Annotated in this window: 11 protein-coding genes; all 11 read left to right on the top strand. The window is 70.4% G+C overall.

What is annotated here, in order from left to right:
• The first annotated feature begins 27 nt into the window (after positions 1 to 27).
• The 11 genes from ACFY16_RS34940 (at position 28) to ACFY16_RS34890 (ending at position 14045) form a co-directional block, all read left to right on the top strand.
• Complete coding sequence (locus tag ACFY16_RS34940; RefSeq protein WP_390651251.1) at positions 28 to 768, top strand: response regulator transcription factor; 741 nt, start codon at positions 28 to 30, stop codon at positions 766 to 768.
• Entirely contained in the window at positions 765 to 2297 is a 1533-nt protein-coding gene (locus tag ACFY16_RS34935; RefSeq protein ID WP_390651250.1) for a sensor histidine kinase, read from the top strand. Before ACFY16_RS34940 ends, ACFY16_RS34935 begins: the two co-directional genes overlap by 4 nt.
• Before the next feature lie 385 nt (positions 2298 to 2682).
• Entirely contained in the window at positions 2683 to 3525 is an 843-nt protein-coding gene (locus ACFY16_RS34930) for a polyphosphate polymerase domain-containing protein (RefSeq protein WP_390651249.1), read from the top strand.
• Positions 3522 to 4199 carry a DUF4956 domain-containing protein gene (locus ACFY16_RS34925; protein WP_390651248.1) on the top strand — a complete coding sequence of 226 codons (678 nt, stop codon included), beginning with the start codon at positions 3522 to 3524 and terminating at the stop codon, positions 4197 to 4199. Before ACFY16_RS34930 ends, ACFY16_RS34925 begins: the two co-directional genes overlap by 4 nt.
• The gene (locus tag ACFY16_RS34920) at positions 4199 to 5878 is read left to right on the top strand and encodes a CotH kinase family protein (RefSeq protein WP_390651247.1); all 1680 of its coding nucleotides are present in this window, start codon (positions 4199 to 4201) and stop codon (positions 5876 to 5878) included. Before ACFY16_RS34925 ends, ACFY16_RS34920 begins: the two co-directional genes overlap by 1 nt.
• Before the next feature lie 96 nt (positions 5879 to 5974).
• Positions 5975 to 6718, top strand: a complete 744-nt coding sequence (locus tag ACFY16_RS34915; RefSeq protein ID WP_390651246.1) for a response regulator transcription factor — start codon at positions 5975 to 5977, stop codon at positions 6716 to 6718.
• Complete coding sequence (locus tag ACFY16_RS34910) at positions 6715 to 8340, top strand: sensor histidine kinase (protein WP_390651245.1); 1626 nt, start codon at positions 6715 to 6717, stop codon at positions 8338 to 8340. The genes ACFY16_RS34915 and ACFY16_RS34910 overlap by 4 nt, the downstream gene beginning before the upstream one ends.
• Positions 8337 to 9164 (top strand): fumarylacetoacetate hydrolase family protein, encoded by an 828-nt coding sequence (locus ACFY16_RS34905; RefSeq protein WP_390651244.1) that lies wholly within the window; start codon positions 8337 to 8339, stop codon positions 9162 to 9164. Before ACFY16_RS34910 ends, ACFY16_RS34905 begins: the two co-directional genes overlap by 4 nt.
• A 292-nt stretch (positions 9165 to 9456) precedes the next feature.
• The gene (locus ACFY16_RS34900) at positions 9457 to 10428 is read left to right on the top strand and encodes an alpha/beta hydrolase (RefSeq protein ID WP_390651243.1); all 972 of its coding nucleotides are present in this window, start codon (positions 9457 to 9459) and stop codon (positions 10426 to 10428) included.
• Positions 10429 to 10449: 21 nt separating this feature from the next.
• Positions 10450 to 11163: an alpha/beta fold hydrolase gene (locus tag ACFY16_RS34895; protein ID WP_390651242.1), complete on the top strand. Its 714-nt coding sequence runs from the start codon at positions 10450 to 10452 to the stop codon at positions 11161 to 11163.
• A 179-nt stretch (positions 11164 to 11342) separates the two neighbouring features.
• A complete protein-coding gene (locus ACFY16_RS34890; protein ID WP_390651241.1) occupies positions 11343 to 14045 on the top strand; it encodes a LuxR C-terminal-related transcriptional regulator in 2703 nt (900 codons plus the stop codon).
• Positions 14046 to 14104 lie beyond the last annotated feature (59 nt).

The following is a 14104-nucleotide window of genomic DNA, read 5'->3' as shown; positions in this document are numbered from 1 at the left end:
CAGCGACAGAACGGACCGCACAGCACGATGACCGAGCAGCCCGCGGGCAAGCCGCAGCACAGACTCCTCGTGGTCGAGGACGAACCCAGCATCCGCGCGCTGCTCGAATCCGCCCTCCGGCTGACCGGGTACGAGGTGAGCAGCGCGGAGAACGGCCGGTCCGCGCTCGTGGAGATCGAACGCTCGGCGCCGCACCTGGTCCTGCTCGACGTGATGCTCCCCGACCTGGACGGCTTCGAGGTCACCCAGCGGCTGAGGGCGGCCGGGAACGACGTACCCATCCTGTTCCTGACCGCCCGCACCGACCTCGACGACCGTCTCAAGGGACTGAAGTCCGGCGGCGACGACTACGTGACGAAGCCGTTCAGCATAGAGGAGGTGCTGCTGCGCATCGAGGCCATCCTGCGCCGTACGACCCCCGGGATCGAGCCGCTCGTTCCGGAGTCCGTGCTGCGTTACGCCGATCTCGAACTCGACGAGGGCGCGCACGAGGTGCACCGCGCCGGGCGGTACGTCCCGCTGTCGCCGACCGAGTTCAAGCTGCTGGCCTATCTGCTGGCCAACCCGGGCCAGGTGCTGAGCAAGGCGCAGATCCTCGACCACGTGTGGAGCTACGACTTCTCCGGGGACGCCCGCATCATCGAGACGTACGTCAGATATCTGCGCAAGAAGATCGACTGTTTCGACCCGCCGCTGATCCATACCGTGCGCGGTGTCGGCTACTGCCTGCGGCTCCCCCGAGAGGCCGGCGGGGCGGGAGAGCGGTGAAGCGGCTCCGCCGGCCGAAACGTCTGCTGCCGCGTTCGCCGGGATCGCTGCGGCGACGGCTCGTCCTGGGCGTGACCGTGCTGGCCACGGTCGCTGTCCTGGTCTCCCAGGTCATCGGTTACGAGGTCCTGCGCTCCTGGCTGATGGACCGCGTCGACCAGCAGCTCACCGAATTCCACCCCCCCGACCCCGCGTATTTCGACGCGCTGAAGAAGATCAGTCCGGACAAGCGTCCCGGTGCCCTGCCCTCGGACTTCCGCGTGTACTTCTACGACGCCTCCGGGCGCCGTATGGACAACTCGCTCGGTTCCGGCACCAAGCCAGGTCCCCGGCTCGCGGACTCGGTGTCACAGCTCGGCCTGCGAGACGGCCACCCCGAGACGGTGGACGCCGCCGGCGGCGACGGCCGCTGGAGAGTGCTGTTGAGCTCCGGCCCGGACGACATGAACTCCGTCGTGGCCCTGCCCCTGGACACGGTCGACGGCGCCACCGCCAAGCTTCTCTGGCTCAACGTCACCCTGCTCGTCATCACCGTCGCCGCCCTGCTCGCACTCGGCCGCGGGGTCGTCCGGCTCGGCCTTCTCCCGCTGACCCGCATGGAGCACACCGCCGAGCGCATCAGCGCGGGGCAACTCGACCTCCGGCTGTCCGACACCGACCCACGGACCGAGATCGGCCGGCTCGGCCGGGTCCTGAACAGCATGCTCGAGCGGCTGCACAAGGCGCTCGGGGAGCGGGAGGCCTCCGAGGCACGTATGCGCAGGTTCGTCGCGGACGCCGGCCACGAGTTGCGTACGCCACTCACCGCCGTCCAGGGCTATGCGGAGCTGGCCCTGCGCCCCGAGCAGCGCCCGGCCGAGGAGCAGCGCAAGGCCAACCAGCTGATCGCGCAGAACGCGGCACGCATGAGCCTGCTCGTCGACGACCTCCAGCTCCTCGCCCGGCTGGACCGGGAACCCTCGTACCGCAGGGAACCGGTGGACCTGCTCTCCCTGGCGGCGGACGCCGTACGGACCGCCGCCCTGCACGGGGCGAGCCATCCGGTCGATCTCGGCCCTTTGCCGGACCCGTCAGGCGGCAGCGAGCTGGAGGTGGTCGAAGCCACGGGCGATGCCCACCGGCTGGGACAGATCCTCGAGAACCTTCTCGCCAACGCCCGCGTCCACACCCCGGCCGGTACCCGTGTCCACGTACGGGTGGGCGCGACCCGGGTGAGCACCGCCACCTGTGGAACCGACCGTGCGGGCCGCACCAGCGCGTCACCTCCCCTGCCGCTCGGCACGCCGGTCGGCGTCGTGGAGGTGGCCGACGAGGGGCCGGGCCTCACGGCCCAGGACGCCCAGCACGTCTTCGAACGCTTCTACCGCGCCGATCCCTCCCGCTCCCGCGCACACGGGGGAAGCGGGCTGGGCCTCTCCATCGCCGCCGCGATCGCCGAGGGCCACGGCGGCCGCCTGGAACTCGACACCGCACCGGGCAAGGGGTGCACGGTACGCCTGGTCCTTCCGGGCCACCGGGCCGACACCTGACGCAGGGGGGCGGAAGGCACAGCCGCGGACGGGGGCTCAGCCGGTGGGCGACAGCCGGACCGGCCCCGGCAGGGTTGCGCCCGGTGGATCCTTTGCTCCGCCACATGCCGCGCACTCAACAGGGCATCGAGGCGGTGCCACGTGCGCGTTCCCTCCCGCAAAGCGCTGAGTTCACCTTCTGGTCATCTCAAGTTCCCCGGGAATTACCTCACAATTCTCAGCGACCTCTCACATGCCCTCTGTTTCGTGTGCTGTGTCGCCCGACCGGGCCGTACGACGAAGGAGGCGCATGGTGGTACTGCCGTTGACCACATGGCGGAAGTCCCAGAGCCGGGAGGATCCAGCGGAGGGAGCTCAGGCCCCAGCGGAAGAGGAGCCGCTGCACGTGGCCAGTCGGCTGCACTCGTTCAATCGGTTCGAGCTGAAGTACCTGGTTCCGGTCGATCAAGCGGCTGAGATCCGCGACGAGCTGGCCGAGCGGATGGACGCCGACGACCACAGTCCGGTCGGCGGGTACGGCGTGTGGAGCCTGTACTACGACAGCCCTCAACTCCAGTTCTACTGGGAGAAGATCGAGGGTCTGAAGTTCCGTCGCAAGCTGCGCATCCGGCACTACGGGAACCTCGACGGGGTCACCGACGACTCGATGGTCTGTGTGGAGATCAAGCAGCGCGTCAACCGGGTCACGCAGAAGCGGCGCATCATGCTCCCGTACGGCGTGGCGCGGCAGTTGTGCGACGACCGCGAGATGGTGGACCACTCGCCGAAGGAGCGCGCCTTCATCCACGAGGTTCTCGATCTCGTCGTACGGACCAACCTGCGGCCTGCCGCCATCACCGGCTACCAGCGTGAGGCACTCGTCGGCCGTGCCGAGGACACCGGCCTGCGGGTGACCTTCGACCGGCGGATCCGCGGCCGTGACCGGGACTTCCACTTCGGCATCGAGACGGCGGAGAACCGGTTCACCATCCCGCCGCACCTGTCGGTGATGGAGATCAAGGTCAACGAGCGCACCCCGTACTGGATCACCGACCTGGCCGCGCGGCGCAATCTCAACCTGATCCGGGTCTCGAAGTACGTGCAGTCCATCGAGGCGTTCGGACTCGCACCGCGTTCGATCTTCCACATCAATGAGGCGGACTATCCCCCGCCCACCCCCATGGAAAAGCAACCGCTGGAGCAGCGGTCGGCGCAGCTTGATGCGCCGTTGAAGGCAGGAGCACAGTGAACTTCGATCTACAGGAACTCAGCGGCACGTTCAGCGTGGCCGATGTCGTGGCGGCGATGGCGTTGTCGTTCATCCTGACGACGCTGATCGGCTACACGTACCGGTACACGCACCGCAACGTCTCCTACAGCCAGTCCTACGTGCAGACGCTGATCGTCGTCGGCATGATCGTCGCCCTGATCATGCTGATCGTCGGGTCCAACCTGGCCCGCGCGTTCTCCCTGGTCGGCGCGTTGTCCGTGGTCCGTTTCCGCAACGCGGTCAAGGAGACCAGGGACGTCGGCTTCATCTTCCTGGCCATGGCGATCGGTATGGCCTGTGGTGCCCGCTTCTACACGCTGGCCGCGGTCGGCGCCGTCGTGATCTGCGTCGTCATCCTGATCATGTTCAAGTTCAACTGGTTCGCGCTCAACGTGGCGCGTCAGGTCGTCAAGGTCCAGGTCCCGGCCGGGGACGACTACACCCCGCAGATCCGTGACGTGCTGATCAAGTACACGAGCGAGTTCGAGCTGGTGAGCACGGAGACCATACGCGGCGGCGCGCTCAGCGAGGTCTTCTACACCGTGCGCCTGAAGAAGGGCGCCGAGCCCGGCGACCTGGTCAGTGCCCTGCAGGAGCGCACGTCCGGCCAGCGGGTCACCGTCCTGACCGGTTACGACACGACGGACCTGTGATGAGCGGCGAGACCCCCGCGCGGCGCAGGCGGCGGCTGCGGGACCGGCTGCCCGTACGGCTGCGTCACCACTGGAAGCCGGCCGCGGCGCTGGGCGTCGGGCTCGCCGCGATGGTCGCCTTCCTCGGCGACGCGCGGATATCCCCGTACGTCACATCGTCCTCGCGCGCCGAGGCGGACGCCATCACCGACAACGTCCAGGGTTCGGTGGACCTGTACGACACCTCGGTGTCGCACTCGATCCAACTTACCTATCAGCAGACCGACTTCAACAAGATGATGAAGGAGTTCCGCGAGGACGGCACCAAGGACTACATCGAGGCCGACCTCACCATCGACGGGGTCTACCTCAATGACGTCGGGATCCGCCTCAAGGGCAACTCCACCCTGTCGTCCCTGCGCGGCACATCCGGCGGTTTCCCTGGTGGCGGCCAGGGCATGCCCGGTGCCGGGCAGGGTGCCGCAGCCGGCGCAACCGGCGGCCAAGGCCAGAAGGCGGACGGCGCCGCGGCCGCCGCCGGCGGCATGGGCGGCATAGGCGGCATGGTGCAGTTCAACCTTTCCGCGAAGAAGCCCGAGGAACTGCCCTGGCTCGTCAAGATCGACGAGTACGTCGAGGGCCGCGCCTACCAGGGTGAGCGAGAGATTTCACTGCGTCCCGGCAGCAACAGCCAGGTCCCGGTCAACGAGGCGCTGTCGCTGAAGCTGACCACGGAGAGCGGGCAGAAGGCCGAGCGGTACGCCTTCACCAAGGTGAAGGTGAACAACCGGCCCACCGCCACCCGCCTCATGGTCGAGGCACCCGACACGGACTACGCCAACGACGTCGCCGACGGCAACGGGGTGCTCTACAAGGCGAAGGCGAGCGGCAGCTTCGAATACCGCGGTGACGACCCCACCGACTACGAGAGTTCCTTCAAGCAGCTCAACAAGAAGGGCAGCCAGGACCTCGAACCGGTGATGAAGCTCATCAAGTGGGCCAACAGCGCCTCCGACGAGGAGTTCGCCCGCGACCTCGACAAGTACGTCGACGTCGACTCGCTGGCCACCTACCTCGCCTCGCAGAACCTTCTGCTGAACTTCGACGACATAGCCGGGCCCGGCAAGAACTACCTGCTGTGGTACGACCTGGACACCAAGAAGTTCTCCGTACTGGGCTGGGACTACAACCTGACGTTCAGCGGGGACGCGACGGCCGGTCCTGACGACTCGATCAGCATGGGCGGCGGCATGCAGGGCGGCGGCGCAGCCGCTGGCGGCACCCAGGGCGGCGACGCAGCCGCTGGGGGCATGCCCGAGGGGATGCCTTCAGGGATGCCGGAAGGTGTGCCTGGCGGAGCGGCCGGCGGCGGCCAGGACGGCGGTGCCGGCCAGGCAATGCCTGGTCAGGAAGGTGGTGCGGACACAAAGGGGGTCCAAGGGTTCTCCATGCAAAACGTCCTGAAGACCAAGTTCCTCGAGTCCGACGCCTTCGACGGCATCTACAAGAAGGCGTACCGCGAGCTCTACCAGAAGTTCTACGGCTCGGGCGCGGCGGCGAAGGACCTGAAGGACGTCGCGGAGCAGGCGCGTTCAGCGGGCGCCGACTCCAAGGCACTGGACACCGTGGTGTCCAAGCTCGAAAAAACCGTCACGGAACGCACCGAGGCGCTGGCGAAGGACAAAGAGGTGACCGGCTGATCTGCCACGCCCGGACACGCGTTCCCCGCATTCGTCGGAGGAGCCGTGTCCGGGCGTCGGCGCCCCTGCGACCCGCCCCCAGCGAAGGAGGTACCCATGCCTGCCGCCCCGTCCACTCACGCGCCTGCCGGACACACCGTGCTCGTCGTCGAGGACGATCCCAGCATCCGCGCCCTGCTCACCTCCGCTCTCCAGGCCGCCGGCTACGGGGTGGTCACCGCCGAGACCGGTCGGGCGGCCATGTTCGAGGTGGGCAGCAGCCAACCCGACCTGATCGTGCTGGACGTGGGCCTGCCCGACACCGACGGCTTCGCCGTGACCCGTCATCTCCGAGCCGAGGGCGTCTACACACCCGTACTCTTCCTCACGGCCCGCACCGACGTCGAAGACCGCATCATCGGGCTCAGCTCCGGTGGGGACGACTACGTCACCAAACCCTTCCACGTGCAGGAAGTCCTGCTGCGGATCCGCGCCGTCCTGCGGCGCACCGAAATGCACCCCGCCGAGAACAGACGGGCCCCACTGCGGTACGCGGACCTGGTACTCGACGAGCAGACGCACGAGGTGCGCCGGGCAGGCCTGCCCATCCGACTGTCGCCCACCGAGTTCCGGCTGCTGGCCTGCCTGTTGGCACAGCCGGAACGCGTGCTGGACAAGAAGGAGATCCTGTCGCGGGTCTGGCACTACGACTTCGCCGGCGACGCCCGCATCGTCGACACCTACGTACGCAATCTGCGGCGCAAGATCGACCGTGTTCCGCCGTACCTGATCCAGACGGTGCGGGGTGTGGGCTACTGTCTGCGAGCCGCCGAAGGCGAGCCGGGAGCGGTGGCGCTGTGACACGGTGGCCGCTACGGATCGGCAAACCGCGCTCGCTGCGCGTTCGGCTGGTCCTCGGTACAACCTTGCTGGCCGGCGCGGCGGTTCTGCTCTGCCAGGCCGCGGGACTCACCATGCTGCACAGTCGGCTGACGGCCCAGGTCGACGCCCGGCTCACCCGGTTCCAAGCCGTTCCGCAGTTCTACCAGGACGCGACCGACGCGGCATCGACGGCCAGTGAGACTGCCCGAAGCCCCCTTCCCTCGGACTACCGGGTCTACTTCTACGACAGCAGCGGCAACAGGCTCGCAGCGTCGTTGGGCAGTGACGAAGACAGTTCCGGACCACTCCTGCCGCAGTCGGACACGTCGCTGAATCTGGCCGACGGTCGCCCCGCCACGGTCGCTTCGAGCGACGGGAGCGGCCACTGGCGAGTGATCGCCAGGGCGGGTCCCGAGGGGGCCCGGGTAGTGGTGGCTCTGCCCCTGAGAGCGGTGGACGACGCAACGTCGACCATGCTGTGGTTCAGCCTGATCGTCGGGCTGGCCGTGGCGGCGGGGGTCGTCGTATTCGGCAATCTCGCCGTCCGAGTGGGGCTGCGCCCACTGGTCCGGGTCGAACGCACGGCACGGCGCATCGCCGACGGTGAGTTGGAGCTGAGCGTCTCCGACGGCCCGACCGTCACGGAAGTGGGGCATCTCGGCCGCGCCTTGGACACCATGCTGGAGCGGCTGCGGACGGCACTGCGCCGTTCCGAGGCGTCCGAACAGCGGCTGCGTCGCTTCCTGGCGGACGCCGGCCACGAACTGCGCACCCCGCTCACCTCCCTCCAGGGCTTCGCCGAACTCCTCGTGGACGAACCGGAGATGAGCCCGGCCCGGCGACACGAAGCGCACCAACTGATGGTGCAGAACGCCGAGCGCATGAGCCATCTGGTCAACGACCTGTTCCAGTTGGCCAAGCTCAGTGACGAACCGGTCGTACGACGGGAACCCGTGGACCTGCTCTCCCTGGCCGCCGACAGCATCACGGCCGTCGCCCTGCGCCACCCCGACCAGCGCGTCGGACTCGGCGCGCTCGCCGCTCAGGACGGCGATCCTGCCACGTCGGAGCTCGACGCCATCGAAACGTACGGCGATCCTCATCAACTGGCCCAGATCGTCACCAATCTGCTCGTCAACGCCTGCGTCCACACCCCTTCCGGGAGCCGGATCCAAGTGCGTGTCGGCACCCTGCGTGTCCGCCCCGGCGGCGCGGGCACGGACCGTCCCGGCCGCACGAGTGCCGGCCTGCCGCTGCGCCCGGGGACCGGAGTCTGTGTCATCGAGGTCGCCGACAACGGCCCCGGGCTCGCAGCACCGGACGCGCAGAGGGTGTTCGAACGCTTCTACCGGGCCGAATCGGCGCGCGGACCCGGATCCGAGCCCGGCACCGGTCTGGGGCTGGCCATCGCCTCGGCCATCGCCGCCGCACACGAGGGGCGCCTGGAACTCGACACCCGGCCCCAGGAGGGGTGCACGTTCCGACTCCTCCTTCCGCGCAAGGCAGTTGCTGTTGCCACGGGACGGGAGGAACCACCACTCCGCCTCGCCGCGCTTGCTCCCCTGTCCGACACGTTCCGCTTCCAAGGAGGCCTCAGGTGAAGCTCGGCACTGTGAGACTGGGCCGCGGCCGCACGGCTGCTGCCCGGCTGCAGAAGCAGCACTGCGTACTCCTGCCCCACAGCGACGTCGGCGCCCTGATCGCCTCGGGCACGGACTGGCAGGAACGGGCCGCCGCCGACACGGGGGAACGCTGTCGGCTGACGGAAGTCTCCCACACCTCCCTGATCCTGCGACCGGCAAACGTCGTTCGTGTCGAACCCAACTACGCCGGCCGCCTGCGGGAGACCGGTGGGCCGAGCCCCGCCGTCCCCGGATTCTCCGTCCTGCACAGTTGCCGTCCCGTCGGCGCCCACGACGAGATCCGCCTGCCGGCCACCGGCGACGACCTGGACTGGGGTGCGCAACTGGGCGTGGTCGTCGGACGTCGTGCCCACGCGGTGGCGGCCGAGAAGGCCCTCGGTCATGTGGCCGGCTACACCGTGATCAACGCTGTCGCCGTCCGCGACGGCCGGGACCGAGCGCTTACGAGCGGAGTCGACGACCGCCCCGACGCCGGGATCGCTGTGGGACCCACCATGGTCACCACCGACGACACACCCATGGCGGGCCGCGGCCTGGCGGTCAGCTGTCTCGTCGATGGATGGGTCAGGCGGAAGGGCAACACCTCGGACCTGCTGTTCGACGTCGCCACGATCATCGCCCACGTGAGCTCCGCCGTCACGCTCCTGCCCGGCGACCTGATCGCCACGGGAATCCCGGGGCCGACGGGCACCGGCCGAGGACCCAGGGTGACCCTCGAGACCGGACAGGAACTGGTCGCCACGGTCAAGGGCGTCGGCGAGCTGAGGAACATGATCGTCTGATCTGGCGCACTGAGCTGTACCGAGATTTGTCGAGTCCCTGATGCCGGGGCTACGGTCCTGGCGAAGGAACGGGCTGCCTTGGCATCGACGCCACGGGCGTGGAGTCATGACGGCGGGACAACCCGCGTGTTCTGTCAGCGCGCCGACGTCAGCGCTTCGCTCATCGTCCCGGTCCGGTTCCGGGATTCGCGCTGTTCACTGTGGGAGCAGCGGCCGTGCGCTCATGGGCAATCGATGACCACTGGACGGTTTTACGGTGGCGACCACACTGATGAAACACCAGGAGATTCACATGTCCCACGCCGTCGAGCCGGTTCAGCCGGTCCTGGAACCCGCGGCAGCCGCCTTCGCCGAGGCGACCGCGAACCCGCCCTACCTGTTCGACCTGCCCCCGGCGGAAGGGCGCAAGGCCGTCGACGAGGTGCAGTCCGGCGACATCGACAAGCCGGCCGTCGACGAGGAGTGGATCACCGTCTCCGGCGGGCCGACCGGCAGCGTCCGCGCCCGCATCGTCAGGCCCGAGGGCGCCGCGGGCACCCTGCCGGTGATCCTCTACATCCACGGTGCCGGCTGGGTGTTCGGCAACGCCCACACCCACGACCGCCTGGTGCGCGAACTCGCCGTGGGCGCGGGCGCCGCCGTGGTCTTCCCCGAGTACGACCTCTCGCCCGAGGCCCGCTACCCGGTCGCCATCGAGCAGAACTTCGCGGTCGCCCAGTGGGTCGTGGAGCAGGGCGCGGCCAAGGGCCTGGACGGCTCGCGGCTGGCCGTGGCCGGGGACTCCGTCGGCGGCAACATGACCGCCGCGCTGACCCTGATGGCCAAGGAGCGCGGCGGCATCCCGCTGGTGCAGCAGGTGCTGTTCTACCCGGTCACCGACGCCGCCTTCGACACCGGCTCCTACCACCAGTTCGCCACCGGCTACTTCCTGCGCCGGGACGGCATGCAGTGGTTCTGGGACCAGTACACGACCGACGAGGCCGAGCGCGCCCAGATCACCGCCTCGCCGCTGCGCGCCACCACCGAGCAGCTCACCGGCCTGCCCCCGGCCCTGGTCATCACCGGTGAGGCCGACGTGCTGCGCGACGAGGGCGAGGCCTACGCCAACAAGCTGCGCCAGGCCGGCGTTCCTGTCACCGCGGTGCGCTTCCAGGGCATCATCCACGACTTCGTGATGCTCAACGCCCTGCGTGAGACGCACGCCGCCGAGGCCGCGATCACGCTCGCCGCCGGCACCCTGCGCGCCGCTCTGCACACCGCCTGAACCAGAGGAGACACCTCAGCCATGGCCACCCCCACCGTCGTACTCGTCCACGGCGCCTTCGCCGACGCGGCCAGCTGGTCCGGCGTCATCGCCGAACTCCAGGCCGACGGCATCCCGGTGATCGCCCCGCCCAACCCGCTGCGCGGCCTCGCCGCCGACGCCGCGTACGTCGCCTCCGTGGCCGCCCAGATCGACGGCCCCGTCGTCCTGGTCGGCCACTCCTACGGCGGCGCGCTCATCACCGTCGCCGGCACCACGGAGAACGTCGTCGGGCTCGTCTACGTCGCCGCCTACGTCCTCGAGGAGGGCGAGAGCCTCGGCGAACTCCAGGGCCGCTTCCCCGACTCCCCGCTGGTCAGCAACCTGAAGCAGTGGACGTACCCGGTCGAGGGCGGCGACCCCGCCGTCGAGGTCACCATCGCCGAGGACGCCTTCCCGTCGGTGTTCGCCGCCGACGTACCCGCGGACGTCACCAAGGTCCTCGCGGTGGCGCAGCGCCCGCTGGCCGCTGCGGCCTTCGAGGAGACGGCCGTCGCGGCCGCGTGGAAGACCAAGCCGTCCTGGGCCCTCGTCGCCGGCTCCGACCACGCGATCAACCCCGAGGTGCAGCGTTTCGCCGCGAAGCGCGCCGGAGCGACCGTCGTGGAGATCCAGGGCGCCTCCCACGCAGTCGCCGTCTCCCAGCCCAAGGAGGTCGCCGACCTGATCCGCGACGCGGTGCGCGCGACCGGCTGACCGGCCCCCGAAACAGCCGCGCGGACGCACTCCCCCGTAGGGCGTCCGCGCGGCCCTCGCGCGGGCCCGCCCGGTCTGGACACGGCCCCACGGGGGTTCGAGCGGACCGCCGACGCCGCGCGCACGGGCGCCAGGACTGAGAAACTGGGGCGAGGGAGAGGTTGCCCACGATCCGACGGATGGTGGCGGTGAGCGCCGTGGCCGATCGGTACCGGGAGGGTTGCGGGGCGGCGGTCGCGCGCTTCGATCCCCGGGGCGACCCGTTTCTCAGCACCCGATTCGTCCCGCCCGAGCGGCCCACCACGTTCCTGCGCCGCGCACGGCTGGTGGCACGGCTGGACCGGGCGCTCAGCACCCCGCTGACGCTCGTCGACGGACCGGCCGGGGCGGGCAAGACCCTGCTGGTCGCCGACTGGGCCGCCGACCTCGGGCGACCGGTGGCCTGGCTCACCACCGAGACCGCCGACCGGGCCCCCGGGGTCTTCTGGGCCTACCTGATGCAGGCTCTTCGCACCGGCGGCACCCCCCTTCCGCCGGACGTCGGCTGCCCGGCGCAGGCGAGCCGGGTGGACCATGCCCTGCTGGCGCGGCTCGCCGCCGGACTGAGCGACCGTACGGTGCCCGCGATCCTGGTCCTCGACGAGTTCGAACGCGTGCCGTCCCTGGAGATCGCCGAGCAGCTGGAGTTCGTGCTGCACCACGCCGGCCGGGGACTGCGCCTGGTCCTCGTCACCCGCAACGAACCGCTGCTGCCACTGCACCGCTACCGGGCGGCCGGCAGCATGACCGAGATCCGCGGCGCCGACCTGGCCTTCACCCCCGAGGAAGCGGCCGCCGTGCTGGAGATCCACGGTCTGCGGCTGACCGATGCGAGCGTGCGCGGACTGGTCCGCCGTACCCAGGGGTGGGCCGCCGGTCTGCGACTGTGCGCCCTGGCCGCGCAGCAGAGCCCCGATCCCGAGCGCTACCTGAAGGAGTTCGAGGCCGGCCGGAGCACGATCGCCGACTTCCTGCTGGCGGAGGTGCTCAAGAGGCAGCGGCCCGAGACGCAGGATCTCCTGCTGAGGGTGAGCGTGGTGGAGCGGTTCCGCGCCGGACTGGCCGACACGCTGACCGGCCGGACCGACGCCGGGACCATCCTGGCGCGCTTGCGCCGGGAGAACGCGTTCGTGGAGCCCCTCGGCCACGAGTGGTACCGGCTGCACCCGCTGTTCGCGGAGATCCTCCGCGCGCATCTGCGGGAGCGCCACCCCGGTCTTGAGACCCGGTTGCACCGTCGGGCCGCGAGCTGGCTGAGCCGGTGGGGTTCGCTCGGCGAGACGCTCGCCCACGGCTCGGCCGCGGGGGACTGGCAGTTCACCTCCCGGACCTTCGTCGACGACCTGGCGATCGGACAGCTCTTCAGCGGCCTCTACACCGACGACCTGGCCGAGCTGTTCTCCCGGATGACCGCGGACGCCGGCGGCCCGGCGGTGAACCTGGTCCGCGCGGCCCGTGAACTGGCCGGACATGACCTCGATCGCGGTCTGGCCCATCTGCGGCACGCCGAGCAGGATCTGGGTGCGGACACGGCAGATACGGTCGACAGGGCCGACCTCGCTCCGGCGCGGCTGAGCGCGGCACTCCTGGAGGCCCTTGTCGGGCGGCTGACGGGTTCCCCGGCCAGAGCCGAACGGGCCGCCGAAGCCGCCCGGGAACTGCGCCGGGCCCTTCCCGCCGACCGGCTGGAGCGGCATCCGGAACTCACCGCACTCCTGCTGGCCCACCTCGGCGCGACCCGCCTGTGGGCCGGGCGCTTCGACGAAGCGCGCGCCGCACTGTCCCAGGCGGTCGGCTGCGCAGGCGGGGTTGCCACGGCGCCGGCCCGGCACGACGCCCTCGCGCACCTGGCGCTGATCGACTACTTGGACGGCCGACCCGGCAGGGCGGAGAAGGGGGCCGTCGCCGCGATGAAGGAGGCAGAACGCTACGGCCTGCCGCCCTCGTCCCGGTTGGGGATCGGGCGACTGGTCCTGGCGGCCGTGGCCGTCGAACGCGACGAACTGGACGAGGCCCAGGCGTTGCTCGACCAGGTCGCCGAGGCCCACAGCGGTCCGCAGGACCCGGTCATGGCCGCGGCCGGCGGCATCACCGGGGCACGGCTGCTGCTGGCCCGCGGAGACGCACGCAAGGCCGCGGAAGCCGGTGCACCGGCCGTCACCGCCGCGGTGTTCTCCCCCTGGGCCGAGACCGAGGCGGCTCTCGTCACAGCGGCCGCCCTCCTCGCCGAGGGCCGCCCGAAGGCGGCCGCGAAGCTGCTGGAGCCCCAGGCCGGCCACCGGCCGGCCTGCGCGGTGGCGGCCGCGCGGGCCGAACTCGCCGCGGGGAACACCACGCAGGCGTTGGACATCCTGGACCGGCTGCCCGCTCGTGCGGGCGGGCCCGCGCTGACCGTGCGGGCCACGCTGGTCCGGGCCCAGGCCGCCGACCGGGCAGGGGACGCCGCCACCGCCCAGCGCCTGGTCGCCCAGGCGCTGCGCGATGCCCGGCGCGAGTGCCTGCGGAGGCCGTTCATCGAGGCCGGACCCTGGATCCGCCCCCTGCTCGGCACCGGTCCGAACCGGGAACTGGCCCGGGGCTGGCTCAGCGTCCACCCGGGCCCGCACGCCGTCCCGGCGCACGACGGGACGCGGCAGGCAGCGCCCGTCGTCGAGCGGCTGAGCACCCGCGAACGCGACGTCCTGCAACGGCTGGCGCAGGTGATGTCGACCGAGGAGATCGCCCTCGACCTGTACGTGTCGGTCAACACGGTGAAGACCCACCTCAAGAGCCTCTACCGGAAGCTCTCGGTGAACCGGCGAGGCGACGCCCTGCGCCGGGCCCGCGAGCTCGGACTGCTGTGACCCGGGCCCGCGGTGGCGCCTCCCCCGTAGCGGGTGAGGCGCTCGCCGGATCCGTAGGG

Source organism: Streptomyces sp. NPDC001315 (genome assembly GCF_042896175.1).
Lineage (GTDB): Bacteria > Actinomycetota > Actinomycetes > Streptomycetales > Streptomycetaceae > Streptomyces.
Note: the sequence above shows the minus strand (reverse complement) of the source record. Positions and strands in the feature narration are given on the sequence as shown.